General features: G+C 63.5%; 23 protein-coding genes, 1 tRNA gene and 1 pseudogene. 15 read left to right on the top strand and 10 right to left on the bottom strand.

From position 1 onward, the window contains the following. Window positions 1-8 precede the first annotated feature (8 nt). A complete protein-coding gene (locus tag ABY454_RS02830) occupies window positions 9-497 on the top strand; it encodes a CDP-archaeol synthase (RefSeq protein ID WP_372928656.1) in 489 nt (162 codons plus the stop codon). On the opposite strand, the gene ABY454_RS02825 is transcribed toward ABY454_RS02830, so the two are convergent. Continuing rightward, the gene (locus tag ABY454_RS02825; protein ID WP_372928655.1) at window positions 466-1,449 is read right to left on the bottom strand and encodes a metallophosphoesterase; all 984 of its coding nucleotides are present in this window, start codon (window positions 1,447-1,449) and stop codon (window positions 466-468) included. The two genes, ABY454_RS02830 and ABY454_RS02825, sit on opposite strands and share 32 nt — an antisense overlap. A gap of 162 nt (window positions 1,450-1,611) precedes the next feature. Further along, entirely contained in the window at window positions 1,612-2,337 is a 726-nt protein-coding gene (locus ABY454_RS02820) for a glutathione S-transferase family protein (RefSeq protein WP_372928654.1), read from the bottom strand. 547 nt (window positions 2,338-2,884) lie between these two features. Between ABY454_RS02820 and ABY454_RS02815 the strand changes: the two genes are divergently transcribed. After that, window positions 2,885-3,268, top strand: a complete 384-nt coding sequence (locus ABY454_RS02815) for a hypothetical protein (RefSeq protein ID WP_372928653.1) — start codon at window positions 2,885-2,887, stop codon at window positions 3,266-3,268. A 65-nt stretch (window positions 3,269-3,333) separates the two neighbouring features. Here the strand turns inward: ABY454_RS02815 and ABY454_RS02810 are convergent. After that, a tRNA-Ser gene (locus tag ABY454_RS02810) sits at window positions 3,334-3,423 on the bottom strand. A 139-nt stretch (window positions 3,424-3,562) separates the two neighbouring features. On the opposite strand from ABY454_RS02810, the gene ABY454_RS02805 reads away from it, so the two are divergent. Both ABY454_RS02805 and msrA read left to right on the top strand, forming a co-directional pair. Further along, window positions 3,563-3,880, top strand: a complete 318-nt coding sequence (locus ABY454_RS02805) for a hypothetical protein (protein ID WP_372928652.1) — start codon at window positions 3,563-3,565, stop codon at window positions 3,878-3,880. Window positions 3,881-3,954: 74 nt separating this feature from the next. Continuing rightward, window positions 3,955-4,599: a peptide-methionine (S)-S-oxide reductase MsrA gene (gene msrA / locus ABY454_RS02800; RefSeq protein ID WP_372928651.1), complete on the top strand. Its 645-nt coding sequence runs from the start codon at window positions 3,955-3,957 to the stop codon at window positions 4,597-4,599. Here the strand turns inward: msrA and trpS are convergent. The 5 genes from trpS to mutS all read right to left on the bottom strand — a co-directional run bounded on the left by trpS (window position 4,596) and on the right by mutS (window position 13,816). Beyond that, window positions 4,596-5,642 carry a tryptophan--tRNA ligase gene (gene trpS / locus ABY454_RS02795; RefSeq protein WP_372928650.1) on the bottom strand — a complete coding sequence of 349 codons (1,047 nt, stop codon included), beginning with the start codon at window positions 5,640-5,642 and terminating at the stop codon, window positions 4,596-4,598. The genes msrA and trpS overlap by 4 nt on opposite strands. 66 nt (window positions 5,643-5,708) lie before the next feature. Then, complete coding sequence (locus ABY454_RS02790; protein ID WP_372928649.1) at window positions 5,709-6,599, bottom strand: CoA ester lyase; 891 nt, start codon at window positions 6,597-6,599, stop codon at window positions 5,709-5,711. A gap of 74 nt (window positions 6,600-6,673) precedes the next feature. Continuing rightward, window positions 6,674-8,233, bottom strand: a complete 1,560-nt coding sequence (murJ, locus tag ABY454_RS02785; protein WP_372928648.1) for a murein biosynthesis integral membrane protein MurJ — start codon at window positions 8,231-8,233, stop codon at window positions 6,674-6,676. A gap of 6 nt (window positions 8,234-8,239) precedes the next feature. After that, on the bottom strand, window positions 8,240-11,020 hold the full coding sequence (locus tag ABY454_RS02780) for a [protein-PII] uridylyltransferase (RefSeq protein ID WP_372928647.1): 2,781 nt from the start codon (window positions 11,018-11,020) through the stop codon (window positions 8,240-8,242). Between the two features lie 30 nt (window positions 11,021-11,050). Further along, window positions 11,051-13,816 carry a DNA mismatch repair protein MutS gene (gene mutS, locus ABY454_RS02775; protein WP_372928646.1) on the bottom strand — a complete coding sequence of 922 codons (2,766 nt, stop codon included), beginning with the start codon at window positions 13,814-13,816 and terminating at the stop codon, window positions 11,051-11,053. 132 nt (window positions 13,817-13,948) lie between these two features. Between mutS and rph the strand changes: the two genes are divergently transcribed. The 6 genes from rph to gshB all read left to right on the top strand — a co-directional run bounded on the left by rph (window position 13,949) and on the right by gshB (window position 18,720). Continuing rightward, window positions 13,949-14,665 (top strand): ribonuclease PH, encoded by a 717-nt coding sequence (gene rph / locus ABY454_RS02770; RefSeq protein ID WP_372928670.1) that lies wholly within the window; start codon window positions 13,949-13,951, stop codon window positions 14,663-14,665. Then, complete coding sequence (gene rdgB / locus ABY454_RS02765) at window positions 14,658-15,278, top strand: RdgB/HAM1 family non-canonical purine NTP pyrophosphatase (RefSeq protein ID WP_372928645.1); 621 nt, start codon at window positions 14,658-14,660, stop codon at window positions 15,276-15,278. Before rph ends, rdgB begins: the two co-directional genes overlap by 8 nt. Continuing rightward, on the top strand, window positions 15,268-16,416 hold the full coding sequence (hemW, locus tag ABY454_RS02760; protein ID WP_372928644.1) for a radical SAM family heme chaperone HemW: 1,149 nt from the start codon (window positions 15,268-15,270) through the stop codon (window positions 16,414-16,416). Before rdgB ends, hemW begins: the two co-directional genes overlap by 11 nt. Before the next feature lie 10 nt (window positions 16,417-16,426). Beyond that, complete coding sequence (gene rsmI, locus ABY454_RS02755; RefSeq protein ID WP_372928643.1) at window positions 16,427-17,347, top strand: 16S rRNA (cytidine(1402)-2'-O)-methyltransferase; 921 nt, start codon at window positions 16,427-16,429, stop codon at window positions 17,345-17,347. Window positions 17,348-17,351: 4 nt separating this feature from the next. Beyond that, entirely contained in the window at window positions 17,352-17,708 is a 357-nt protein-coding gene (locus ABY454_RS02750) for a YraN family protein (protein ID WP_372928642.1), read from the top strand. 61 nt (window positions 17,709-17,769) lie between these two features. Then, window positions 17,770-18,720: a glutathione synthase gene (gene gshB, locus ABY454_RS02745; RefSeq protein WP_372928641.1), complete on the top strand. Its 951-nt coding sequence runs from the start codon at window positions 17,770-17,772 to the stop codon at window positions 18,718-18,720. Here gshB and ABY454_RS02740 read toward each other — a convergent pair. Further along, window positions 18,644-19,105, bottom strand: coding sequence for a 2TM domain-containing protein (locus tag ABY454_RS02740; protein ID WP_372928640.1), 462 nt, complete (start codon window positions 19,103-19,105; stop codon window positions 18,644-18,646). The genes gshB and ABY454_RS02740 overlap by 77 nt on opposite strands. Before the next feature lie 87 nt (window positions 19,106-19,192). Here ABY454_RS02740 and ABY454_RS02735 point away from each other — a divergent pair. The 5 genes and pseudogenes from ABY454_RS02735 to grpE form a co-directional block, all read left to right on the top strand. Next, a pseudogene (locus tag ABY454_RS02735) lies at window positions 19,193-19,625 on the top strand (ATP-binding protein); the annotation flags it as partial. A 103-nt stretch (window positions 19,626-19,728) separates the two neighbouring features. Further along, on the top strand, window positions 19,729-22,041 hold the full coding sequence (locus ABY454_RS02730; RefSeq protein ID WP_372928639.1) for an ATP-binding protein: 2,313 nt from the start codon (window positions 19,729-19,731) through the stop codon (window positions 22,039-22,041). 293 nt (window positions 22,042-22,334) lie between these two features. After that, window positions 22,335-23,219 (top strand): GNAT family N-acetyltransferase, encoded by an 885-nt coding sequence (locus ABY454_RS02725; protein WP_372928669.1) that lies wholly within the window; start codon window positions 22,335-22,337, stop codon window positions 23,217-23,219. A gap of 85 nt (window positions 23,220-23,304) precedes the next feature. Further along, a complete protein-coding gene (gene hrcA / locus ABY454_RS02720) occupies window positions 23,305-24,402 on the top strand; it encodes a heat-inducible transcriptional repressor HrcA (protein ID WP_372928638.1) in 1,098 nt (365 codons plus the stop codon). Window positions 24,403-24,484: 82 nt separating this feature from the next. Beyond that, on the top strand, window positions 24,485-25,120 hold the full coding sequence (gene grpE / locus ABY454_RS02715; protein WP_372928637.1) for a nucleotide exchange factor GrpE: 636 nt from the start codon (window positions 24,485-24,487) through the stop codon (window positions 25,118-25,120). A gap of 8 nt (window positions 25,121-25,128) precedes the next feature. On the opposite strand, the gene ABY454_RS02710 is transcribed toward grpE, so the two are convergent. Beyond that, window positions 25,129-25,725: an alpha-ketoglutarate-dependent dioxygenase AlkB gene (locus tag ABY454_RS02710; RefSeq protein WP_372928636.1), complete on the bottom strand. Its 597-nt coding sequence runs from the start codon at window positions 25,723-25,725 to the stop codon at window positions 25,129-25,131. Window positions 25,726-25,884: the final 159 nt, after the last annotated feature.

The raw sequence follows: 25,884 nt of genomic DNA, 5'->3' as shown, positions 1-25,884 counted from the left end.
AGCGGGTCATGCAGCCGCTACTGATTATTCAACTCCTCGTCCTGATCGCCGTTGCCAACGCTGCGCCGCTCTTCTTGAAGAAGGCGATGGGGACGGCGCTCGACTGGCCGCTCGATGGAGGTTTGACGCTCACAGATGGCCACCCGCTGTTCGGTGTGTCCAAAACAATCCGCGGCATCGTTGCCGCACTTCTGACAACGCCTGCCGTGTCGGCGCTGATGGGGCTCGGCTGGGAGCTTGGCGCCTTGGTGGCCGCTTGCGCCATGGCAGGCGACCTCTTGTCGAGCTTCATCAAACGGCGGTTCGGACTTGCGCCCAGCAGTCAAGCGATCGGGCTCGATCAAATTCCGGAATCGCTTCTGCCGTTCATCGCGGCGAGCTGGCTGGTGCCGATAGGCGTGCTCGACATTGTGGCCGGCACGGCAATCTTCGCTGTCGGCGAACTCGCGGTGTCGCGCATCCTCTTCAGGCTGAACCTCCGCGAGGAGCCTTACTGACTGTAGTCTCTCGGCGACGCCGCAGGCGATGTAGCGTGACCTCGGGCGGACAGTTGAACCGTACCGGCACAACGGAGGAGCCGGCGCCGACCGCCGTGTAGCCGATCATGTCATGATGCCGCCAAGGTCCAGAACCGAGCGCGCGCGGCAGCACGGCGCTTAGGGTGATGGGAATGCCGCCGGGAAGGCAGATCTGCCCGCCATGAGTATGGCCGCTGATCAGCACATCGAAATCGGCGTGGGCGGCCTGACGATAGATCTCGGGTGTGTGCGTGACGAGGATCGAGAACTCCTCATGGGGAATGTTGTCGGCGGCCTTCTCAATATTCTCCATGCGATAGAAGTGCGCATCGTCGACACCCGCGAGATGGAGGCGTTCGTCGCCGCGCTCAATAGTGTCGGCCTCGTTGAGCAGCATCCTCACGCCCATCTCCTCCAATCGCGGCACCATGAGAATTGTGTCGTGATTGCCGAGCACACCATAGACCGGCCCCTTCAACTGGGCGCAGAGCTTCTCCATACCCGCAAGCGACGGCTCGTAGGGCCCCCAGGTGTTGCCGCGGTAGTCGCCCGTCAGAATGCACAGATCATAGGGGATGGTCGGGAGGAGCTGTATCAGGCGTGCCATGGCGCCTTCGCTCATGTCGACGTGAAGATCGCTGATCTGGAGAATGGATAAGCCGTCGAAGGCTTCCGGCAGATGGGGCGCGTCGATGAGGTTTTCGCGGACTTCAACTTTCGCCGCGTTGCGCAAGCCCCGCCAATAGAGCCCCGTGCCCATGAGAACCGCGCGGATGACGGCATGGCCTATCGTCAGATTCTCGATGTGGAAGAAGTTGATGCCCTGGCCGAAGACCTGCGCCTCGTGATCCTTCTCGACGCCGAGACGCTGGCGGGCATGGCGCCGACCAAGACGCTTCTCCAGGAGTGAAAGAACGGCTTCGTCGGTCATCGATCCCGGGTGCGCTCCATTGCAGCAGACTTGCCAAACCAAAGCTCAAGGGCAAGGGGTCATTTCGACAACCAAGGATATCCAACCTGTCGCGGCTGCGGACGGGGAAAATGCCCGGCGTGCGCTACGAGACCATCGCAAAGATTTACGAGGCGCTCGACGTCAAGCGGCCCAGCGGGCGATCTCCGTATGATCAGGGTAGTAGCGTCCCGCCATATGGCCGACATAAGCCTTGAGATTGGCGTGCCGCTCCGCGGCTTCGCGCAAAGGTGTCTCGAACAGCGGACAGAGGGCGCCGGCAAAAAATGCGAATGCCGTGGCGTCGAGCCCGGTCGGCTCGTCTCCCATCATATATGGCTTGCCGGCAAGAAACGCGGCCGCGGCATCGAGCGACTGTTTCCCGAGCGCGACAATCTCTTCTTGCGCGTGACGCCCCATGCCTTGGCCCCGCAGCTCGGCCTTGATCTGCCGGCGCGCCATACGTGGAACAATGAGCCGCATCGGCAAAGGGATGCGTTCGAAGAATTGCGCCATCCCGGCCGCGAAGTTTGCATCGTCGACCCAGCGTGAGTGCAAGACGGTCCAATAGGTGTGGTCCTCAAGCATCTTCTCGAAGGCCCAGGCGACAGCCCGCTGCTCGTCATCGAGCCCCTTGTCGAAGTCGACCCCGTATTTCTTTTCCAAGTGCCAACCAATGAAGGTGGAGTCGGCGATTCTTTCGCCGTCGTCGTCGATGTAAGGAAGCTTGCCTTTCGGGGCTTTGTTGAAGCCGCTCGTGTCGACCGCGAATTCGAGATCCGCCATCTTCAGCAGCGTTTCGACCTTGGTGACGAAGGGGCTGACGTCAGGAAGCCCAAAGGCGGATCCAAAGGCGTAAAGGGTGATCATCGGTGCTCCCATGGGCGATCAAGACCAGGCGCCGATTGTCCAAGCTGGCGGTGTCAGGATCGTGGCGGCGGGGCAGGCGCTTCTTGGCGAGCGGAGCGCCGAAAGCACAAGTGCCTGGCGGAGAGAGAGGGATTCGAACCCTCGGAACGCTTGCGCGCTCAACGGTTTTCGAGTTCTAAGACTCTCGTGCCGATCTGTACCGCGCAGTAGCTAAACTTCATCTTCTGATGGGCTTTCTTTAACCAAAAATGCGCTGTTGTGACAGCCTATGCCGTGCTGTGCCATGCGGTTCGTTTGCCATTCCGTTTGCAAATAGTCCTGTCCCAATGCTTGCTGAGCAAGTCCGCTGTTGGGGCAAAGTGGCCATTTCTCATACTGGACTAAAAATGTCAGCTAATGACCCAGAGCCTCAGACAACTGCCGAGCAGGGTTGGTGATCACCGTATTCGGCAGTGTGGCAATTGACACAGCGTCGAACGGAGGCCGGGTCTAGAATTCCTTCCATGCTCAAGAAAGGCTTGAGCAGCCAAGCGAAGGAGACACCACGATGACTATGACCCACAAGGTACTGAAAGTGGCAGCTGCAAGCGCAATCCTCGCTCTTACCGCTGCTAACATTCCCGCCCGTGCCGACGACAGTGTCCAGAATTTGGGGCCGGTCGGACCGAGCGAACCAATTCTCGCAACCTTCGGCAATAAGCAGCTCGTCGCGTCGTTTGCTACTGGCGATGGTGCTTGCGACATGCAGGCGGTGGTATGGAATGCGGACGATATCGATGCAAGATCCGCATCGCGACTTCATGTGCGCGTCAGCTCAGGTCAACGCGCTGAGATCGACGGCTCGACGAACGAGTCGATTACGCTCCATTGCGGTGAGTCCGCACAAACCCTCGCAGTTGTGACTGCAGATATGGAAGTCGCCGCCAAATGAGTGAGCTAAATTGTAGAGAGGTATAGAGGTCCCGGATGTTGCTGAGTCTGGGACCTCTCACTTTTTGGCGGAGAGAGAGGGATTCGAACCCTCGAGACGGTTACCCGCCTACACGCGTTCCAGGCGTGCGCCTTCAACCACTCGGCCACCTCTCCTAAAGGCGCCGCACTATAGCGAAGCGCACCTTCCGTTCAAGCGGAGCGGCCAGGACGCCAGGACGCGGCCTCGAAGCGTTTGAACGGGACCGGCCAATGGCTTATGTAAGCGGAAACACGGGATCGGCCACTCTCGCCCATGCGTTTTGTCCTTCGAATACTCGGTGTCTGGCTGCTTTTGCTGGCCATGGTTGCCGCCGTCGTTGACGCCACAAAAAGCCTGGCGGGCGGCGGCGCGTGGGTGGTGACGCCCATGGGCGATCAATGGCGCCAGCTCGCGCCAGAATCGCTGCAGGCAACGCGGCAATGGATCATCGCCAATGCCGGAGACTGGCTGTGGGATCCGATCATGGTCTCGATCCTGGCCGCACCGACCTGGGTGGTATTCGGCATTCTCGGCGTGTTTCTGTATTGGCTCGGCCAGAAGCGAAAAGAGGTCGAGGTCTTTATCAACTAGCGGGAATGTGAAGGACGGGCCGCCTGAAACCCGTCGAGGGAGCTCCTATGTTTGAAGCTATACGGAGAGCCCTCATGCAAAAGTCCCTCAACGTTCCCAGCGCCGCAGAGGCCTTGCCCGGCCGGCCCGATCCCATCCCCACGGCGCAGACCCATTTTGTCACCGGCGCCCCCCTCAAGGGCCCGTATCCCGAAGGCGCCGAGACGGCCCTGTTTGGGCTTGGCTGCTTCTGGGGCGCGGAGCGCAAGTTCTGGGAGATCCCAGGCGTGCTGGTGACGGCGGTGGGCTATGCGGGCGGACACACGCCGAACCCGACTTACGAAGAAGTCTGCTCAGGGAGAACTGGGCACACCGAGGCCGTGCTTGTGATCTTCGATCCGAGGCAAGTCAGCTTCGACCAGCTCCTGAAGACATTCTGGGAAAGCCACAACCCGACCCAAGGCATGCGCCAGGGCAACGATGTCGGCACGCAGTACCGCTCGGGCATCTACTACTCTTCGGAGGACCAGAAGCAGGCTGCAGAAGCGTCCAAGGCGGCTTATGACGAAGCGCTTCGGGGAAACGGCATGGGTCCGATCACCACGGAGATCGAAGCAGCGCCGAAATTCTACTTCGCCGAGGACTATCACCAGCAATATCTCGCCAAGAATCCGGCCGGCTATTGCGGGCTCGGCGGCACGGGCGTCTCTTGTCCTATTGGCACCGGCGTCGACGCTTAGCTTCGGATAAAGCCGACAATGTCCTTGGTCTTGGCCAGGATCGGGTTGGCGATGCCGCGGGCGCGGGCAGCGCCGTCCGCCAAGATGCGGTCGATCTCGACCGGGTCGGCCATCAAGCGGCGCATCTCATCGCCAATCGGCGTGAGCTTCTCGGTAGCCAGCTCCGCGAGCGCGCCCTTGAACGCCGAGAACGGCTGGTTGCCGTAGTCGGCAAGCACGGTTTCTTTGTCCGTTCCCGCCAGCGCCGCATAGATGCCGATGAGGTTGTCGGCTTCCGCGCGACCCTCCAGCCCCTTCACCTCGGACGGCAGCGGTTCGGGATCGGTCTTCGCCTTTTTGATTTTCTTGGCGATGGTGTCGCCATCGTCGGTGAGATTGATGCGGCTGAGATCGGACGGGTCCGACTTCGACATCTTCTTGGTGCCGTCGCGGAAGCTCATGACGCGCGTGGCGGGACCGGCGATGATCGGCTCGGGCAGCGGGAAGAAGCCTCCCGGATAATCTTCACGCGCGATCGTCTTGGCGAAGTCGTTGTTGAACTTCTGCGCGATGTCGCGGGCGAGTTCCAAATGCTGCTTCTGGTCCTCGCCCACGGGCACGTGCGTCGCGTGATAGAGCAGAATGTCGGCGGCCATCAGGTTCGGATAGACGTAAAGCCCGGCGGAGGCCTTCTCGCGATCCTTGCCCGCCTTCTCCTTGAACTGGGTCATGCGGTTGAGCCAGCCAAGCCGCGCGACGCAGTTGAAGATCCAGGCGAGCTCGGCGTGGCCGGACACCTGGCTCTGGTTGAAAATGATCTGGCGCGCCGGGTCGATGCCCGACGCAATAAAGGCCGCGGTCACCTCACGGATGTTGTGGCTGAGTTCGTCCGGGTCCTGGAACACGGTGATGGCGTGGAGATCGACCACGCAATAAAGGCACTCGTGCTCCTCCTGGAGCGCCACGAAGCGGGTGATGGCGCCGAGATAATTGCCGAGATGGAGATTTCCGGTCGGCTGCACGCCGGAGAAAACGCGCGTCTTATGTTTGGACGTTTCTTGCATGCCGTGCCCTTGAGTTTCGCGGGGTTATGGCTCGCGAGCGGCCTCAGCGCAAGGGCGCGCACGTGACTATCCGCACGCCGCTTCCATTTCGCGAATCTGGTCGGCGATATCGACCGTGCGCTGGGCCATGGCGAAGTGTAACCGCTCGACCATGTGCCCATCGACCACGATGACGCCCTTCTTCTCGTTCTCCGGCTGGCCGAAGGCGTCGATGATCTTGCGCGACCAGTCGACCTCCTCTTGCGTGGGCGAGAAAATCTCGTTGCAGGGGACGACCTGGCTCGGATGGATCAGGGTCTTGCCATCCATGCCGAGAATTCGGCCACGCTCGCATTCATCGCGCAGTCCTTCATCGTCACGGAAGTCGTTGTAGACGCCGTCGAGAATGTCGAGCTTGTAGGCGCGCGCGGCGACCAAGGTCATGGCGAGCCAAGGCACCACGGCGAAGCGGTCATGGAGCGCGCGGGCGCGCGATTCCTTGATGAGATCGTTGGTGCCCATAACGAGGCAGCACAGGCGGTTCTCTGCGTGCACCGTAGTCGCGGCGATGGTGCGCGCATTCAGGATCGCCATGGGCGTTTCCATCATGGCCCATAGGCGCACCTTTTGCGGCGCGTGCACGCTTTGCAGGATCTTAGCGGCGGAGATGATGTCGCCGGAATGGACGACCTTGGGCACGAGGATCGCATCGGGCGCGGCGTTGCAGGCGGCGATGAGATCGTCGGTGCCCCACGGCGTCTCCAGCGCGTTGACTCGGATCACCACCTCGCGGCCGCCATAACCCCCGGCCTTCACGGCGGCGCAGACCTGCTCGCGAGCCATGACCTTGGCGTCCGGCGCCACCGCGTCCTCGAGGTCGAAGATCAGCGCGTCGGCTGGGATGGTCTTGGCTTTTTCGAGCGCCCGCGCATTCGATCCGGGCATATAGAGCGCGCTGCGGCGCGGTTTGCCTTCCATATGCTACTCTCCACTTTTGTTGCGCTGCAACATAACGAGGGTGCAACGCCGCGCAACCCCAACTTTGACCGAACTCAGCGCCCTAGCACTTCCTTCAGGAGGGTTCTGGGCTTTAGAGCGCCGGCCAGCGCGCCGGCCACGAGATAGGTGAGAAGCCCTGCAAGGATGAGCGCGGCCAACGCCAAGACCTGGACGAGGAGCCCGGCCTCTGGCGCGAACCAAGGGGCCAGCGCGCCCGTGAGCCACCAGACCACTGCGCCCATGGCGATGCTCGCCAGCACGATGCCGAGAAATGCGCGCCGGAACGCATCGTCGAGCGCGAACTCGCCGCGGGCGCGCAGCCCCATGATGAGAAGGCTGGCATTGATCCAGCCGGCAATGCTCGCGGCGATCGCAATGCCGACGGCGCCAAGCGCGGTGAATAGCGCAATAGCCAGCACAGCATTGGCGCCGAGCGCGATGCCGGCATAGGTCATCGGCGCCTTGGTGTCCTCGCGAGCGAAGAAGCTCGGATGCAGCACTTGCACCATGACGTAGGCCGGCAAGCCAATGGCGAGCGCTGCCAGCATGTCGGCGCTCGCGCGGGCATCGATCGTGGTGAAGGCACCGCGTTCGAACAGCACGCGCATGATGGGGCTCGAAGCAATAAACAGCGCGACGGCGGCGGGAAGCGCGATCAACAGCGCGAATTCCAGCGCGCGGTTTTCGCTGGTGACGACGGCCTCAGTGTTGCCCGCGCGAAGCTTCTTGCTCAAGTCGGGCAGCAGAACCACGCCGACCGCGACGCCGATGATGCCGAGAGGTAACTGAAAGATGCGTTCGGCGTAATAGAGCCACGAGACGACCCTGTCTTGGAAGCTCGCGATGATGGTCGAGATGACGATCATCACTTGCGCCATGCTGCCGGCGATCACGCCCGGCACGGCGAGATGCACTAACCGTTTCATATCCGCCGTCCATTGCGGGCGTTCGAGCCGCAAGCGAATGCCGGCCTTCGCCGCAGCGAAGGTGACCACGGCCACCTGCAGCAGACCCGAAACGGCGATGCCCCAAGCCAGCGCGACACCGGCGGCGGACTGTTCGCCGCGCCCCGTCGCCATGAGCCAGAGCAGAACGGCGATGAGCACGATGTTCAGCAGGCTCGGCGCAAAGGCGGCATAGGCGAACCGCCCCAGCGCGTTGAGAAGGCCCGTGTAGAGCGCGACCCAGGACATGAACACGAGATAGGGGAACGCGATGCGGGCCAGAGTCACGGCAAGCTGGAGTTTGTCGGGATCCTCGGCAAAACCGGGCGCCAGCAGAAGGATCAGCCAGGGCATGGCGATCTCGGCGAGGATCGTGAACACGACGAGCACCAGCGTGAGCCCGGACAGCGCCTTGGCGGCAAAGTCCTGTGCCGCTTCGGACCCTTCGGCATGAAGGCGCTTGGAGAACAGCGGGATGAAGGCCGCGTTGAACGCCCCTTCGGCAAAGAGACGCCGGAACATATTCGGCACGCGGAACGCCACAAAGAATGCGTCGGTGATGGAGGACGCGCCAAGGATGGCGGCGATGAGCACGTCGCGGACGAAGCCGAGCATGCGGCTGATGACGGTCATCCCGCCGACGGTGGCGAACCCCCGATAGAGTTTCATGGGCGCTTACGCCGACGCGAGTTCCGATTTCTGACGGGCGGCAAGCACCTTCGTCAACCGCTCGCGGATGAGCAGATCGCGCGAGGAACTGGTGATCTTCTTGCCGGTCAGGTTGGTCACGTAGAAAACATCGACGGCCTTCTCGCCGAAGGTGGCGATGTGGGCCGAGGCGATGTCGAGGTTGAGATCGGAAATCTCGCGCGTGACATCGTAGAGAAGACCGGGCCGGTCGAGCCCGTTGATCTCAATGACGGTCAGCGCATCGGACAACGTGTTGTCGATGACAACTTGTGGTTCGACAGTGAAGGCCGAAAGCCGCGACTTCGGCTTCTTCTTCGCGCGAATGAGATCGATGGCGCGTGTCTCACCCTTCAACATGCGTTCGATCGAGACCGCGATCTTCCGGGCGCGGCGCTCCTCGTCCTCGGCGTGGTCGAATTCGCGCTCCAAGTGAATGGTGTCGAGGGCCATGCCGTCGCGTGTCGTCGAAATCTGCGCGTCCACAATATTGGCGCCTGCGCCCGTGCATGCGCCCGCGACCATCGCAAGCAGGCGTGGATGGTTGGGCGCTAGCAGCGTGAGCTCGGTCACGCCGCGGAAGGCGTCGGTCGAGATGCGCGTCACGACCTCGCGGTTTTGCCCCTCGGCATCGCGTACGAGTTTGGCGTGCTCGGTAATGACGTCGAGATCGGTCCTGAGCCAATAGCCCGGATAGTGGCGATCGATGAAACGCTCCAGCTCTTTCTTTGGCCAGTCGGACAAGCGCTCGCGCAGCGCGTCCTGTACGCGGGCCATGCGCTCTGTGCGGGTGAGCTCGGTGTGTCCCCCGCCTAGCAGCGGCTCGGTCTCGAAATACAGCGTCCGCAGGAGTTGACCCTTCCAGCCGGTCCAGGTGCCGGGCCCCACGGCGCAGATATCGGCCACGGTGAGGATCAGAAGAAGCTTCAGCCGTTCGCGGCTCTGCACAAGCTCGGCGAAATCGCGGATTGTCTTTGGGTCGTTCAGATCGCGGCTTTGGGCGAACAGGCTCATGGTGAGATGATGCTCGACCAGCCAGGTGGCGGTTTCGGTTTCCGAATCCGTCAGCCCGAGCCGCGGTCCGATCTCGCGGGCAATGCGCGCGCCGGCGATGGAGTGATCCTCATCTCGCCCCTTGGCAACATCGTGCAGAAGCGCGGCCACGTATAACGCCCGGCGGTTGTCGATCGTGCGAACGACTTCGCTGGAGACCGGATGCTCAGTGGCGTAACGGCCGCGTTCGATGTCCGATAGATAGCCGACCGTACGCAGCAAATGCTCGTCCACCGTGAAGTGGTGGTACATGTTGAACTGCATCATCGATACGACACGGCCGAAGTCGGGAATGAACCGGCCAAGCACGCCCGCCTCGTTCATCTTGCGCAAGATGGCTTCCGGATCGCGGGAGTCCATCAGCAGCTTCAAGAACAGGCGGTTTGCGGTTGGGTCGTTGCGCAGCTTGTCGTCAATCAGCCGGAAGTTGGATCGGATCTGACGCAGCACTTGCGGCGCGGTGCCCGCCTTGTTCTCATCGGCAACGACAAACAGGCGAATGAAATTCACCGGGTCCTTGACGAAGGCATCCTTGTCGACCGTGGAAACGCGGCCGGTCTCGATGCGGAAGTCCGACGTGCGCCTGAGCTTAGCGCGCCGCTTCCAGCTAAAGGAACCAAGCAATGTGTCGAGCGCCGGGATGGACTTCAGCTGCTTCAGCTCCAGCGCGGTGCAGACGATGCGGGTCAGCTGGCCGACTTCCTTGGCAATAAGAAAGTAGTGCTTCATGAACCGCTCGACGCCGCTGAGCCCGGCGTGTCCGCGATAGCCGAGGCGATCGGCCATAGCGCGCTGAAGATCGAAGCTCAGGCGTTCTTCCGGCCGGTCGGTGAGAAAGTGCAGGTGACATCGCACTGTCCATAAGAAGAACTCACAGCGCCGAAAGCTCCGGTACTCATGCCGCGTGAACACGCCCGCCTCGACGAACTCTTCCTCCGCCTGGTCCGGATAGAGATGTTTGGCCAGCCAGTGCAGCGTGTGCAGATCGCGTAAGCCGCCCGCGCCATCCTTGATGTTGGGTTCGACCTGGTAGCGCGAGGCGCCCGTGCGCGAGTGCCGCGCATCTTGCTCGGCGAGCTTGGCCTCGATGAAGGCGCGCGCGTCGTTATCGAGAACGTCGCGGCGGAACTTGTGCTGAAACTCCGCAAAGAGGCGTTCGTCGCCGAGAATGAGCCGCGCGTCGAGCAACGCCGTGCGGATTGTCATGTCCTCAAGGCTGAGCCGGACGCACTGTGTGATGGTCCGCGTCGCGTGACCGACTTTGAAGCCGAGGTCCCAAAGAATGTAGAGCATGTACTCGGCCACGCTCTCGCCCCAGGCCGTCTGCTTGTAGGGAAGCAAGAACAGCAGATCGATATCGGAGCCCGGCGCGAGCAGGGCGCGGCCGTAGCCGCCTTGCGCGACCACCGCCATGCGCTCGGCAGAAGATGGGTTTTGGACCCGGTAGATGTGCTGCGTGGTCACGTCGTAGATCAGGCGGATCAGCGCGTCCTGGAAGTCCGACAGACCGCCGGCGCATTTGCGTCCATCACCGTTGTGCTTGAGCTGCTGCTCCGCGACCTCGTGCGCCTCGGCGACGAGCGGTTTCAGATAGGCAACCAGTTCCGCGCGGAGCTGCGTGTCCTGTCCGGCATGCTTGCGCGCGAGTTCGCCGGTCTCCTGGCGGAGGAGATCGAAGTCAAAATACGGCGCTTGTCTTGACACGGGCTGGTCCATAGTGGGCAACGACTTTAGCATATCAACGGTTTACGACCCGCCCTCAAGCAAGGTCTTGAGACGGTAGAGGGCTTCAAGCGCCTCCTTGGGTGTCATGCAATCTGGCCGCAAGCTTTGCAAGGCCTGCTCGATGGCGGATTGCTCATCGAGGCCGGACGGCGCCTTGGTGGCCTGAAAGAGCGGCATGTCGTCGGCCAAATCGGCGGGCTTGGAGCGCCCATCGGTTTTCTCCAGCTCGGTGAGGACTTCACCCGCGCGAGCCAGCACCGGCCCCGGCAGGCCGGCGAGCTTGGCGACATGAATGCCGTAGGAGCGGTCGGCGGCGCCTCCGACGACGTGATACAGAAAGACGATCTCGTCGCGCCACTCCTTTACCTCGACCGTGGCATTGGCAGCATGGGCCAGTTTGTCGGCGAGCGCGGTCAGCTCGTGGTAGTGCGTGGCGAACAGCACGCGGGAGCGGTTGACCTCGTGCAGATATTCGAGCGCCGCCCAGGCGATGGACAGACCATCGAAGGTCGCGGTGCCCCGGCCGATTTCGTCCAGCACCACGAAGGAACGCGCAGTCGCTTGATTCAAAATGGCGGCGGTCTCCACCATCTCGACCATGAAGGTGGAGCGGCCGCGCGCCAGATCGTCGGCTGCACCGACGCGGCTAAACAGACGATCGACAATGCCGACATGCGCGGACTTCGCGGGCACAAAGGCGCCCGCTTGCGCAAGCACGACGATGAGCGCGTTCTGGCGCAGGAACGTCGACTTGCCGGCCATGTTGGGCCCGGTGACGACGAGGATGCACGTACCGGTGCCGATACCTTCACCTAGATGGCAGTCATTGCCGACGAAGCTTGCGCCATCGTTGCGCTCCAGCGTTTGCTCGACGACCGCGTGGCGCGCCTCTTCGACGTCGAAGGCGGCGCTGTCGTCAACGTCCGGACGCACATATCTCTGCTCGACAGCCAGCTCGGCGAGCCCCGCGTAGTGGTCGAGCTCGGCGAGAGCGGCGCTCGCTGCAGACAGTGCCTGCTCCTCGGCGAGGACGTCTTTCGTAAGCGTGGCAAAAATATCGAGTTCGAGCGCGAGCGCGCGGTCGGCGGCCGAGGTGATGCGCGCGTCGAGCTCCGCGAGTTCGGATGTCGAGAACCGCACCGCGTTTGCCATGGTCTGGCGGTGAACGAACGTTTCCACATGCGGCGGCTTGGTGAGCGTTGGCGCATGCAGCGCCGTGACCTCGACGAAATAGCCGAGCACGTTGTTGTGGCGCACTTTGAGGGACTTGACGCCGGTTGCCTCCGCGTAGGTCGTCTGGAGTCCCGCGATCACTTGCCGGCTGCCGTCACGCAATTGCCGATGCTCATCCAGATCGGGATTGAAGCCGTCACGGATGAAGCCGCCGTCGCGGGCGTTGACGGGAAGCGCGTCGGCAAGCGCCGCAACCAAGGCCTGTTCCATCCCGGACGGCGCGGCGGCAAGGCGTTCGGCGATCCCCATCAACTCGCGCGGCAGGCCGAGCGCCTCGCTTGCGCGCAAAATATGTGTGGCGAGATCGTGCGCGGCGCGGATGCTCGCCGCTACAGCGCCGAGATCGCGGGGGCCGCCTCGGCCCAACGCCAGCCGTGCAAGCGCGCGAGAAAGATCGGGCGCGGCTTTCAGCGCCTCGCGGAGCTCCTGGCGCAACCGCGGCTCGTCAACGAGATAGGCGACCGCATCGAGGCGTGCATTCACGGCCTCGACATTCGTCAAGGGGCTGGCGAGACGGCTGCCCAACTCGCGTGCGCCGGCGGCGGTGACGGTGCGGTCAATGGCGGCGAGAAGGCTGCCGTTCCGTGCGCCCTGGTTGGAGCGCGACAGCTCGAGATTGGTGCGAGTCGCGGCGTCAATAAGAAGGAGGCTCCCTGCCGCTTCTTTTCGCGGCGGTCGCAGCAGCGGCGCACGCCCCACTTGCGTGATCTCCACATAAGTGAGGAGGCCGGCGAGCGCGGCCAATTCGCCCCGCGTGAAGTCGCCGAAGGCATCGAGCGCGGCCACGCCAAGCCGCTCTTTGAGCGCGCGTTCTCCGCGCACGGAGTCGAAATGGGCGCGCGGGCAAGGCGTGAGCGCGGCGCCGGCCTCATCGACATGGCGGCGAATATCGTCATCGCCCGCGAGATCCTCACCAACGAGAACCTCGCCGGGGCGAATGCGCGACAGCTCCCCGGGCAGATCGGTGAGACGCGCAGAGGCGGCAAGGAGTTCTCCGGTGGAGATGTCGATGGAGGCAAGCGCGAAGACGGGTTCGGCGCCTTCCTTATGAGGTGCCCGGAACAGCGCGGTGAGGAAATTATGTGCCCGGGCATCGAGCAGCGACTCCTCGGTGAGCGTCCCGGGCGTCACCAGGCGGACGACATCGCGCCGTACCACGGCCTTCGGCCCGCGCTTCTTGGCGTCCGCCGGGTCCTCGGTCTGCTCGCACACGGCAACCCGGTGCCCTTGGGCGATCAGCCGCTGGAGGTAATCGTCCGCCGCGTGCACCGGCACGCCGCACATGGGGATGTCCTGCCCAAGATGCTTGCCGCGCTTGGTCAGCGCGATCCCGAGCGCGCGCGAGGCGATTGCCGCGTCCTCGAAGAACAGCTCATAGAAATCGCCCATGCGGTAGAACAGCAGGCTGTCGGCGTTGGCCGACTTGATCTCCAGGTACTGCGCCATCATAGGCGTAGCGCCTTGAACCGGCGTGGCGCTAACAGCCCCCGCTTTGGTGGCAGCGCTCCCCGAGGCCGCGCGTGCGCCTCCGGCCGTGGTCTCGCTCTGGGCCATGTTCCAAGGGTGGTATCTTCTCGTTCCGGACCGCACAAGCCCGCGCCACGGCAGAGTTGGGGAAAGGGCTTTTCCCCGGCAAGTGCCTCCTCTAGGGTGCGCGGCCTTGGCCTATTTTCCAGGAGTTTAGCCATTACCCGTCCGTCCAACCGCGCCGTTGACGCGCTTCGTCCCGTGACCCTCGAACGCGCCGTGTCGCGCCAGGCGGAGGGCTCTTGCCTCGTTCGTTTTGGCGAGACCCATGTCTTGTGCACGGCCACGGCCGGCGAGTCGGTGCCGCCCTGGCTGAAGGGGTCGAGCCGCGGCTGGGTGACGGCGGAGTACGGCATGTTGCCCCGCGCCACCAATGAGCGCATGCGTCGCGAGGCGGCGGCGGGCAAGCAGTCTGGCCGCACCCAGGAAATCCAACGCCTGATCGGCCGTTCCTTGCGCGCGGTGACGGATCTCGCCGCGCTCGGCGAGAAGCAGATCATCATCGACTGCGACGTGCTCCAGGCCGACGGCGGCACCCGCACGGCCGCCATCACGGGCGCCTGGGTGGCACTCCACGATGCGGTCGCCTGGATGGAAGCGCGCAACATGATCAAGGGCAAAGTGCTGCGCGATCATGTGGCGGCCGTCAGCTGCGGTCTTTATGGCGGCGAGGCGGTGCTCGACCTCGACTACGCCGAGGATTCGGAGGCCGACGCCGACGCCAACTTCGTGATGACGGGCTCCGGCGGCATCGTCGAGGTCCAGGGTACGGCTGAGACGGAGCCGTTTGCCCAAGAGCAGTTCGATCAGCTGATGTTGCTCGCGCGGGGCGGGATCGCCGAGCTCGTCGAACTCCAGAAGCTCACAGTTGCTTAAGCCCGGCGCCCTTCACCGCGGCTCGAAGCTGGTCATCGCCAGCCACAACGAAGGCAAAGTGCGCGAGCTGGGCGAACTGTTTGAACCCTACGGCATTGAATGCGTCTCGGCCGGAAGTCTTGACCTGCCCGAGCCCGAGGAAACCGGCAGCACGTTCGAGGAGAATGCGCTCCTCAAGGCGCGCGCGGCGGCGGCGGATGCCCAATTGATGGCGCTGGGCGACGACTCTGGGCTTGAAGTGGAGGCGCTCGGCGGCGCACCCGGGATCTACTCCGCACGCTGGGGCGGGGCGGAGAGAGACTTCGCCAAGGCCATGGTCAAAGTGCACGAGGAACTTGAGAAGACCGGCGGCGCCTATACACGCGCCAACTTCACCTGCGCGCTGGCTCTCGCCGCACCGAACGGCGAAGACATGGTGCTCACAGGCAAAGTCTTCGGCGCGATCCACTGGCCACCGCGCGGTGACCGCGGTTTCGGGTATGATCCGATCTTCATGCCGGATGGTCACGACGAGACCTTCGGCGAGATGGACCGCGAGCTAAAGAACGCGCTGTCGCACCGCATGCGCGCTTTCGAGCAGTTGATCGAGGCTGCCTACTCCAATGTCGAATGACGAGCCGTTCGGAGTTTATGTGCACTGGCCGTTCTGCATGGCCAAATGCCCCTATTGCGACTTCAATTCGCATGTGCGCCATGGCGGCATCGAAGAGGCACGGTTCCTCGACGGCTATCTGAGTGAGCTGCGGCACTTCGGATTGCGCGCACCAGGGCGCGCCGTCTCAAGCATCTTCTTCGGCGGCGGCACGCCGTCGCTGATGCGTCCACACACCGTCGAGGCGATCCTCGATGCGATCGCTTCGCATTGGACGATTGCCGACGACGTGGAGATCACGCTCGAGGCAAATCCCACCAGCGTCGAGGCGGAGAACTTCGCCGGTTATGCGGCTGCCGGCATCAGCCGTCTGTCGCTCGGCGTGCAAGCACTCGACGATGCGAGCCTGAAGGCGCTTGGCCGCCAGCACACAGCGGACGAGGCGCTCGCCGCACTCGGTCTCGCCAAGCAGGCCTTCGGCCGCGTATCGTTCGATCTGATCTATGCGCGCGAAGGTCAGTCACTCGAAGACTGGCGCGCGGAGCTGACCCGCGCGCTTGACTATGCCGCCGATCATCTCTCGCTCTACCAGCTCACCATCGAGGACGGCACACCGTTCGCCGCGCGTCATGCCGCGGGGACATTGCGTGTGCCGGAGAGCGACGAGGCCAGCGCGATGTATCTCTTGACGCAAGAGCTCTGCGAGGCGGCGGGGCTGCCTGCGTATGAGATCTCCAATCACGCGCGCCCCGGATCGGAGTCGCGGCACAATCTTCTTTATTGGCGCGGCCACGACTATGCGGGTATCGGCGCCGGCGCCCATGCACGCCTCACAGAGAACGGCGTGAAGCGTGCGCTTTCCACCCTGAAATCGCCGGAGGGCTGGCTGACGCAGGTCGAAGCGGAGGGCCATGGGCTTTGCGGCGATGAGGCACTGAGCCGCCAAGAGACGGCGGAGGAGTATCTCCTCATGGCGCTGAGGCTCACCGAGGGGCTGGACCTTGAACGCCTCTCGGTCTTGAGCGGGCGCGCCATCGACGCGACCCGGCTTGATGCGCTGGAAGGCGATGGCCTGCTGGCGCGGAACGGCGCGCAGCTCAAAGCAACACCGTCCGGCCGGCTTGTGCTCGAACGGCTGATCCTCGAACTCGCCGCCTGAGGCCTCGACAATGGCAAAGCACGATCAGAACAAGGACGATCGTGACGCGATCCTCGCACGGGTCGGCGAGGCCTTGGGCGAACTCCTCGACCGGCCGCTCGCGCCGGGGCTTTATCTCGTCGCCACACCCATTGGCAATCTGGGCGATACATCACTTCGGGCGCTGGCCGTCCTTGCGCGTGCGCAATTGATTGCCGCGGAGGATACGCGTCACTCCAAGAAGCTGTTGTCGCATTTCGGACTGCGAAACGCGCTCACGCCCTATCACGAGCACAACGCGGAACGGGAGCGGCCGAAGATCTTGGCGCGCGTGCGTGCAGGCGATGCGGTGGCGCTAATCTCAGACGCCGGTACGCCTCTTGTCTCTGATCCCGGTTACAAGCTGGTGCGTGAAGCCCTGGACGAAGGACTGGACGTAACGAGCGTGCCCGGCCCGTCCGCCGCGCTTGCCGCTCTGACGAGCGCGGGGCTTCCCACGGACTCTTTCCTGTTCGCCGGCTTCCTGCCGCCGAAATCCGGCGCGCGCCAGTCACGCCTTGCCGCCCTGAAGGATGCGCCCACAACGCTCATCTTCTTCGAGACGCCGCAGCGTCTTGCCAAATCTCTGGCAGACATGGCGGAGGTGTTTGGGGCGCGCGAGGCCGTTATCGCGCGTGAGTTGACCAAGCTTCATGAGACCGTGATACGCGGTACGCTTGATGGGCTCAGCGAAGACATTGAGACCGAGACTTTGAAGGGCGAAATCGTTGTGGTTGTCGCCCCGCACGCCGGGGTGGGAACCGCGGTTACCGACGAACGTATCTTATCGGAGCTCAAGTTGGCGCTTGAGACGAACAGCTTCCGCGATGCGGTGCGCAGTGTCACGGAGGCGCTGAAAGTGAAGCGCGCGCGCGTCTACGAACTTGGTCTTGGGCTGACGGACAAAACGTAGGGATATGAGCGCACGCGCTAAATCCTATCGCCGGGGTGTCTTTGCCGAGACGCTGGCCGCGCTACTATTCCGCCTCAAGGGCTACAGAATCGTGGCGCAGCGCTATCGCTCGCCCGTGGGCGAGATCGATCTCGTGGCGCTGAAGGACAGACGTCTCGTGTTCGTCGAGGTCAAGCGGCGCAAGGCACTCGATGAAGCCGCCTGGACCGTGCCGGCCAAGCAGAAGCGGCGTATCGTGCGGGCGGCGCAGTACTGGCTGGCAAGCTACCCGGATTTCACGACCTACACGATTGCTTTCGACGTGGTGCTTGCGGCGCCTTGGGCGTGTCCTCGACACATCGAGAACGCATTTCCCGTTTGACGTAAGCCCACTTCGGCGCGAGCTTCTCGCGGCAGACATCCACATTCGCGGCAGGCAAGAAATGGCTCTCAAAGTCGCCTTTCAAATGGACCCGATCGAGCGCATCGATATCAAGGGCGATTCGACCTTCGCGCTGTTGCTCGAAGCGCAGCGGCGTGGCCATGACGTGTTCTACTACACGCCTGCCGATCTTTCTTTGCGCGATGGCAAGCTGATGGCGCGAGGCCACAGCCTCACGGTGGAGGACAAACCGGGCGACCACTACTGGCTCGCGCATCCACGTTCTGAGAACCTCGCGGACTACGATGTGGTGCAGCTCCGCCAAGATCCGCCCTTTGACATGGCCTATATCACGACGACACATCTTCTGGAGCGGTTGCAGCCCGACACGCTGGTGGTGAACGATCCGGCCCAAGTGCGCAATTCGCCGGAGAAGGTCTTCGTGCTCGACTTTCTCGACCTCATGCCGCCGACCCTGGTGACGCGATCGCATGACGAGATCTTGCGCTTCCGCGACAAGCACAAGGACATCGTGGTGAAGCCGCTTTACGGCAATGGCGGCGCGGCGATCTTCCGCATCGCCGAGGGCGACACCAACCTCAACTCGCTGATCGAGTTGCTTGGGCTGACCTTCCGCGAGCCCATCATGGTGCAGCGCTACCTGCCGGAGGTACGCGCGGGCGACAAGCGCATCATCCTAGTCGACGGCGAAGTGGCCGGCGCGATTAACCGCGTCCCGGCCGCGGACGAGACGCGCTCCAACCTGCATGTGGGGGGAACCGCCAAGGCGACGACGCTCTCGCCGCGCGAGGATGAGATCTGCGCACGGCTCGGACCTGAACTCAAGAAGCGCGGGCTGATCTTCGCCGGCATCGACGTGATCGGCGACTACCTCACCGAGATCAACGTCACCTCGCCGACGGGCATCCGCCAGGTCAAGGAGTTCGACGGCGTGGATATCGCCGCAATGATCTGGGACGTAATCGAGGAGAAGGTGGCCGCCGGCCGCTAGGCGCACATTTGCGGAAGAACACGCACCAGCCATGGGCGAGGACGCCGGCGCCCCAGCCGAGCGCGACCCAATAGAACCACCAGACTTTTGGCGTGACTGTCACGTTGACGATGAACAGCAGCACGACCACCGCCACATAGGCGAAGGCGTGGACCGCGAAGCCGCGCGCGTGCGGGTCGAGAAAGACGCGCTCGCGGCGGCGGGTATGCGCCAGCCAGAAGGCGAGCGCGTGCGCGGCGACGCCGATCCCCCAGCCTGCCGCGATCCAGACGAACCACAGCCTGTCGGGGCTAAGCCACAGATTCACGGCGGCGCTGATGGCCACGGCCACCAGATAGGCGGCGAGGTGGGCAAGAAGCGCGAGCGTGCGGGGATCCCGAGGCATGGCGGCCAGCAAAGCACAGATGCGTTGCTTCTGTGCGGTTTGCAGTGAGTGTTCACTTATTGTTCTTGCAGCGACGGGGCATATGCATACTTGACTCGGGTGTCCGGGCCGATGCTCGTTCGCATCGATCTTGAGATCGAAGTGCCCGCCGTTTCCGCCGTCGATCTGGTGCTGCCGCAGCCTTCAGAAAGGAAGCGCCGAGGTTCGGGTCCGCGTCGCGGCCGCGCGCGCGGCACAAACGGCGCGCTATGCAGCGCTTGATCAGCCGCGGATTCGCACCAATGCCGAATGTGATGGGGCTTTGCTCGAAGAGATCGCCGCGCCCGATTCCCAAGGTCTGTCTCTCTTGCGCGATGCGGCGAACGCGCTGTCTTTGAGCGCGCGCGGCTATTATCGGACGCTGCGAGTGGCCCGGACGCTCGCCGATTTCGACGGCGAGGAAAACGTGGCCCGAATCCATGTGGCCGAGGCCTTGAGCTATCGCGGCGAGACCTTGCGCCGGGCCAAGGCCGCCGCTTAAACGCATCCCCTAAAGCCTTTTTCAAGCTTTCTCTGCCATCCTCGGCGCCAATGAAACGTCAGGGCGAAAACGCCCGGCGGCCATAACAAAACGGCGTCAAACAGTGCAGCGTAAGACTTGGCAGAGCTTCGGCGCGGATTGCGCCGGTGGGATTGGTGCGCGGGTTGCCTTGAGCGGCTTGGCCGTGGCGCTTGTTGCGCTGTCGGCCGTGCTGCTCGGCGCGATAACGACATTCGCGCTGGCGTCCTTGGGCGCGGGCGTGGTGCTTTTGATCCTAGCCCTCCGGCAAAACGGCAAGACTGGCAACGCGCGGGTCGAAAGCCTTGCATCACGACTGGACTCCAACCTCGAAGCCCTGAAAGATCTGCAATGGGAAGTCCGCGAGCGCGAAGCGCGCTACCGCGATCTTCTCGATCACCAGGGCGACGTGATCCTGCGCCGTGACGTCGACGGCCATCTGTCTTTCGTCAACGACGCGTTCTGCCAAACGTTCGGAACGTCGCGGGACGCCGCCCTCGGTCAAGTTTTCGAGCTTCCTGTACTCAGCTGCGACAGCACTGCCGCCGCGATGAAGGGCGGTGGACGTCACAGCCGTGTTGTGGAGATTTCCACTGTGTCAGGCGCACGCTGGTTCGTGTGGGAGGACTTCGCCATCGCCGACGATGACGGCAATATGAGCGAAGTTCAAAGCGTCGGCCGCGACGTCACCGAACAACGGGCCGCGGAGCTTGAGCTGGCGCAAGCGCGCGACGATGCAATGATCGCAAGCGACGCCAAGTCGCGTTTTCTCGCTTCGGTGAGTCACGAGATCCGCACGCCCATGAGCGGCATTCTCGGCATGACCGGTCTCTTGCTCGACACGGATCTGTCCCCGGAGCAACACACCTACGCGCGGGCCATCTCCACATCGGCAACAACGCTTTTGTCGCTCATCGACGAAGTGCTGGACTTCTCCAAAATCGAGGCCGGAAAGATCGAGCTGCACAACGCGCCGTTCGACATTGCAGACGCAGCGCAAAACGTCGTTGAGCTGTTGGCCCCCCGCGCGCGCGACAAGGGCCTTGAGATCGGCGGGTTCGTTGCGCCGGACCTGCCAAAGACTGTCATCGGCGATGAGTTGCGTGTCCGGCAGATCCTGTTGAATCTGGTCGGCAACGCGATCAAGTTCACCGATCATGGCGGCGTTGCACTCACGCTCAATATGGCCCCTGGTTCACAGCAGGACGACCGCGCGGTGATGCGCTTCGCCGTGCGCGACACAGGCCCCGGTGTGCCACCGGAGGCTTTGACACGCATCTTCTCGGAATTCGAGCAGGCCGATCAGGGCCGCGCCCGCCAGCATGGCGGAACGGGGCTTGGCCTTGCCATCTCCAAACGGCTCGTGGACGAGATGGGCGGCAATATCGACGTGACGAGCGTGCCCGGTGCCGGCGCAACATTTACGGCGGACCTCCCGTTTGAAACGCCAACGCCACCCGAGCGGGTCGGCGAGAGCTGGCCCGGCCCCCAGATCACCGAACATGTCCTGATCGTGCTGAATGGCAGTATGGAGGCGGCGCTCGTGGGCAAACTCCTGTTGGGCATGGGTGCAAGCGTGGTGCGCGCCAGGCCCGAGGACGCCGCGCGAACGGTGAGTGACGCCGCGCGCAAAGGCATGCCATTCACCGCGGTGCTGACCGACAAGCCGAGCATCGAGGCCGGCGCGGATCGCCTTCCAGCGCTTGTCGCAGCGAAAGGTTGCGAGCACCCGCGCGCCGTCGTCGTGATCGATCCGAGCGAGCGTGCGGACATGCCCAAGTTCCGTGAGCACGGCTTTGGCGGCTATCTGGTGCGTCCGGTCCGGCCGCTCTCCGTGCTGACCCAACTCTTCGGCGACACGGCGCAAGACCACGCGCCAGAGGACCAAGCGTCACACGACCAAGCGCCATGCGCCGCGACGCCCGAAGCGCTCCCCGCCCCGACATTGGACGAACCAGACTGTCTCGCCGAACTCTCCGTCCTTCTTGCCGAGGACAACGACATCAATGCCCTTCTCGCCCGCACCGTCCTGGAGAAAGGTGGCGCGCGCGTCGTGCGTGCCCGCAACGGCGCCGATGCCATTGCCGAAGCCCGCGCTGCCCTAACGGCTGCGCGAGGGTTCGACCTCGTGCTGACGGATATCCATATGCCGGGCATGGACGGCGTCGAGGCCGCACGCCGCATTCGGGCGCTTTACCCGGACGATGCGGGCCCCGGCGCAGGGCGGCCGCCCATCGTGGCGCTTACCGCCAATGCCTTCGCCGAGGACCGCACTGCTTATCTCGCGGCCGGCCTCGACGATTACCTCGCCAAGCCCTTCGAAACGCGGGACCTGGCGGCGCTCCTGTCCCATTGGCACATTCGCGAGACAGAAGAGACGGGTGCAGGCGCCGCCTGACACACGCGCCAAGCGCATCTCCAGGCTTTCCCCAGGCTGTCACATAGACTTCGAATTGGTTTGCTAACCGGCTTGTGTTATGGCCGAATCGGGCAATCGCGAGGCTTTGCATTGCATCCGTCGCTGGCGGCACCCCAGGGTGGATCCCCGAATTGGCGCGTTCCCAGATAACTCGAGTGACGGGCTGAGGCATGCCGATGAAGACAACTCAAGGACCCTTGGGCAAACAGCGTAGTGGAGCCATGTTTCCCGGATTGAACTTCAAGCCGAACCAGATTGGCGGGCTCCCCTTCATGGGATGGCGCCGTGCGCCTGCCGGCTTTCGCGGGCGCTTCCAGCAGCCGAGAATCTACGGCCGCATGGGCCCCCTCGAAGTCCGGCTCGCGCAAAAGAAGAGCGAACTCCGACGGGCACAGCGCCTCCGCTACAAAGTGTTCTACGAAGAGATGTCGGCCACGCCAGGCGCGCTCGCTATGCTGTCGCGCCGCGACGAAGATGCCTTCGATCCGATATTCGATCACCTCCTCGTCATGGACCAGGGCGATCCCAACAAGAAAGGCTGGCGGCGGCCGAGTGTCGTCGGCACCTATCGCATGCTGCGCCAAGACATCGCCGAACTGCATGACGGCTTCTACACGCAAGGCGAATACGACATCGCCCCGCTGATCCGGGCGAAAGCCGACTACAGCTTCATCGAGCTCGGCCGCTCTTGCGTGCTCAAGCCCTACCGCAACCGGCGTACGCTCGAGCTTCTGTGGCAGGGCGTCTGGTCGTATGTGCGCGAGCACGGCGCCGACGTGATGATCGGCTGCGCCAGCTTCCCGGGGACGGACCCATCCGCGCACGCGCTGGCCTTGAGCTTCCTGCACCATAACTCGCTGGCGCCCGAAGATTGGCGTGTGCGGGCGCACGACCATTTGCGGGTCGACATGAACATGATGCCCAAGGATGCGGTGAATACGCGTGCTGCGCTCAAAGCCTTGCCGCCTTTGATCAAGGGCTATTTGCGGGTCGGCGCTTTTGTCGGCGACGGGGCGGTGATCGATCACCAATTCGGCACGACCGACATATTTGTCATCATGCCGGTCAAACATATCAATTCGCGCTACTTCGCGCATTTCGGCGCGCCCGACGAACTCAATTCCCAGATTGCGCCGAAGACCGGCGCACTGAACTAAGGCTCACTGGCTTGCTTAGCTTGGCTTAACCAGGCTGGTGTGCCCGTTTGACGCCGGTGCGGACGCCTCCTAGATTTCTAGGACCATGGGTCATACCGACGTCAAAGGCGCGAAGGCCGCCGCCGAGGCCGCCGTCAATCTGCGCCAACTCAACGAGCGTTCGCGCGAAGTCTTCAAGCGCATCGTCGAGACATATCTCGAGACCGGCGAACCTGTCGGCTCGCGCAATTTGAGCCGGGCGCTACCCATGACCTTGTCGCCCGCGTCCGTGCGCAATGTCATGTCCGATCTGGAGAGCATTGGCCTGGTCTACGCGCCACATACGAGCGCCGGACGCCTGCCAACGCAAACAGGCTTGCGGCTGTTCGTCGACGGCCTTTTGGAGATCGGCGACATCACCGAGGCGGAGCGCAAGGAGATCGAGACGCGCATGGCCGGTGGCGGCCGGCGGCGCGGGGTCGAGGACTTTCTCGCCGAGGCAGGTGAAATGCTGTCGGGCCTATCGCGCTGCGCCGGCGTCGTCCTGGCGGAACAGCAGCAGGCCAAGACGCTGCGCCAAGTCGAGTTCGTCGATCTCGGCAAGGGCCAGGCCCTGGCGGTGCTCGTCGCGGAGGATGGCGACGTGGAGAACCGCATCGTCACTCTGCCCGAGGGGTTGCCACTTTCGGCGCTCAGCGCCGCCACGAACTACACCAATGCACGGATCGCCGGGCTGACACTGGCGGAGGCGCGCAACCGCATCGAAGGGGAGATCGAGGCGCATCGCGCACAGCTCGACGAGCTCACGGCGCGTGTGGTGACGGAGGGGCTTGCCACTTGGTCGGGCGACGCGGACGACCGTCAGAGCCTGATCGTGTGTGGGCGGGCGCACCTGCTGGAGGACGTCAGGGCGATGGAGGACCTCGAACGCGTGCGGCACCTGTTCGAGGACCTCGATGCCAAGAAGGACCTGATTCAGCTTCTGGGCCTCGCCGAAAGCGCCGATGGCGTTCGTATTTTCATCGGCTCGGAGAACAAGCTGTTCTCGCTGTCGGGCTCGGCGCTGATCGTCTCGCCCTTCGAGGATTCGGAGCAGAGGATCGTGGGCGTCCTTGGCGTGATCGGGCCGACCCGGCTCAACTATGCGCGCATCATCCCCATGGTTGACTACACGGCACGGCTACTCGGGCGCCTGGTTCCTTGAGCTGCCGCCACCCTCTTGATTTTTTGGCGCGCACGGTTGATATCCGGGCCTCCCATTCGAACCGCAAGCGTCGAGGCGTCTGATGGCGGACGACAATTCCGATCCACGTGAGACGGGCGAGGATCAGGCCCAGCCTGATGCGCCGGAGACGGCTGTCGACCCGGATGCGAGCGCGGAGCTTGCCGGAGACCTCGAGGGGCTGCTCACCGAGAATGCCGACATGCGCGACAAGCTGTTGCGCACCATGGCGGACATGGAGAATTTGCGCCGCCGCACCGAGCGCGAGAAGGAAGACACGGCGCGCTACGCCATCTCCAATTTCGCACGCGACGTGCTCGCCATCGGCGACAATTTACGGCGGACCCTTGAGCACGTGCCTGAAGACGCCGTGGCGCAAGACCCCACGCTCAAGAGCATCGTGGAGGGGGTCGAGCTCACCGAGCGCGATATGCTGAAAATGCTGGAGAAGCACGGCGTCGCCAAACTCGAGCCCCTCGGCGAGCGCTTCGATCCCAATCAGCAGCAGGCGATGTACGAAGTGCCAACCACCGAAGTGCCGGAAGGCACCGTGGTCCAGGTCATGCAGGCCGGCTATACGATCGGCGACCGGGTGCTGCGTCCGGCCCTCGTTGCGGTCTCAAAAGGCGGCCCTAAGCCGGCCCCTGAGGCGCCACAGCGCGGCCCGGCTGACGACGACATCCCGGGCGGCGGCGACTAGCGCCTCGCTCATCCCGGCTTTGTCACCCGCCGCAAGGTGAGGTTGAAGCGGCCGCCTTCTTCCAAGAGATCCGACGTACCGGCCAGGATGCGGTCGATGCCGTGATAGGCGAGACGGTCTTCGCCGCCGAGCAGGAAGACATCGCCGGATTTCAGCTCATATTTCTCCGTCGGGCTTTTTCGCGTCTTGCCGCCGACCCGGAAGATGCCGGTGTCCCCAAGCGAGACCGAGAGGACGGGCGCATCGAAGTCCTCCTCGTCCTTGTCCTGATGCAGCCCCATCTTGGCGGCGCCCCCGTAATAGTTGATGAGGCAAGCCTCCGGCGGATGCGGGTGACCCGCCAGCGCCTCCCAGAGATCCAACACCGTTTGCGGCATTGGCGGCCAAAGCTCGCCCGTGACCGGGTGCGTGGCCTGATAGCGGTAGCCATGGGTCTTGTCGGTGACCCAGCCGAGCGGCCCTGCGTTGGTCATGCGCACGGACATCGGATTGCCGGAGCGGGGCATGGTGGGCACGAAGAGCGGGGCCTTCGCGATCACAGCCCTGATCTCGGCCAAAAGGGCCCTTTGGCCGGCCTCATTGAGGGCTTGCGGGGAGTGTCTCACGCCGTCCTTGGTTCGCTGTAATACCTGACACTTGGTCCTACCACGCCTTGCGGTGGGGCAAGAGGAGGGCCGTTGGAAACGGGTCTCCTGAAACACCTGGCAGAGACCGGTGCGTTAACCCCGCTTCTCCTTGCGAGCCATAGGGTTGCCACCTATATA

Origin of the sequence: Methyloceanibacter sp. (genome assembly GCF_041573655.1) — a bacterium.
Taxonomy (GTDB): Bacteria; Pseudomonadota; Alphaproteobacteria; order Rhizobiales; family Methyloligellaceae; genus Methyloceanibacter.
The sequence above is the reverse complement of the archived record's forward strand: the minus strand, read 5'-3'. Positions and strand labels throughout refer to the sequence as shown.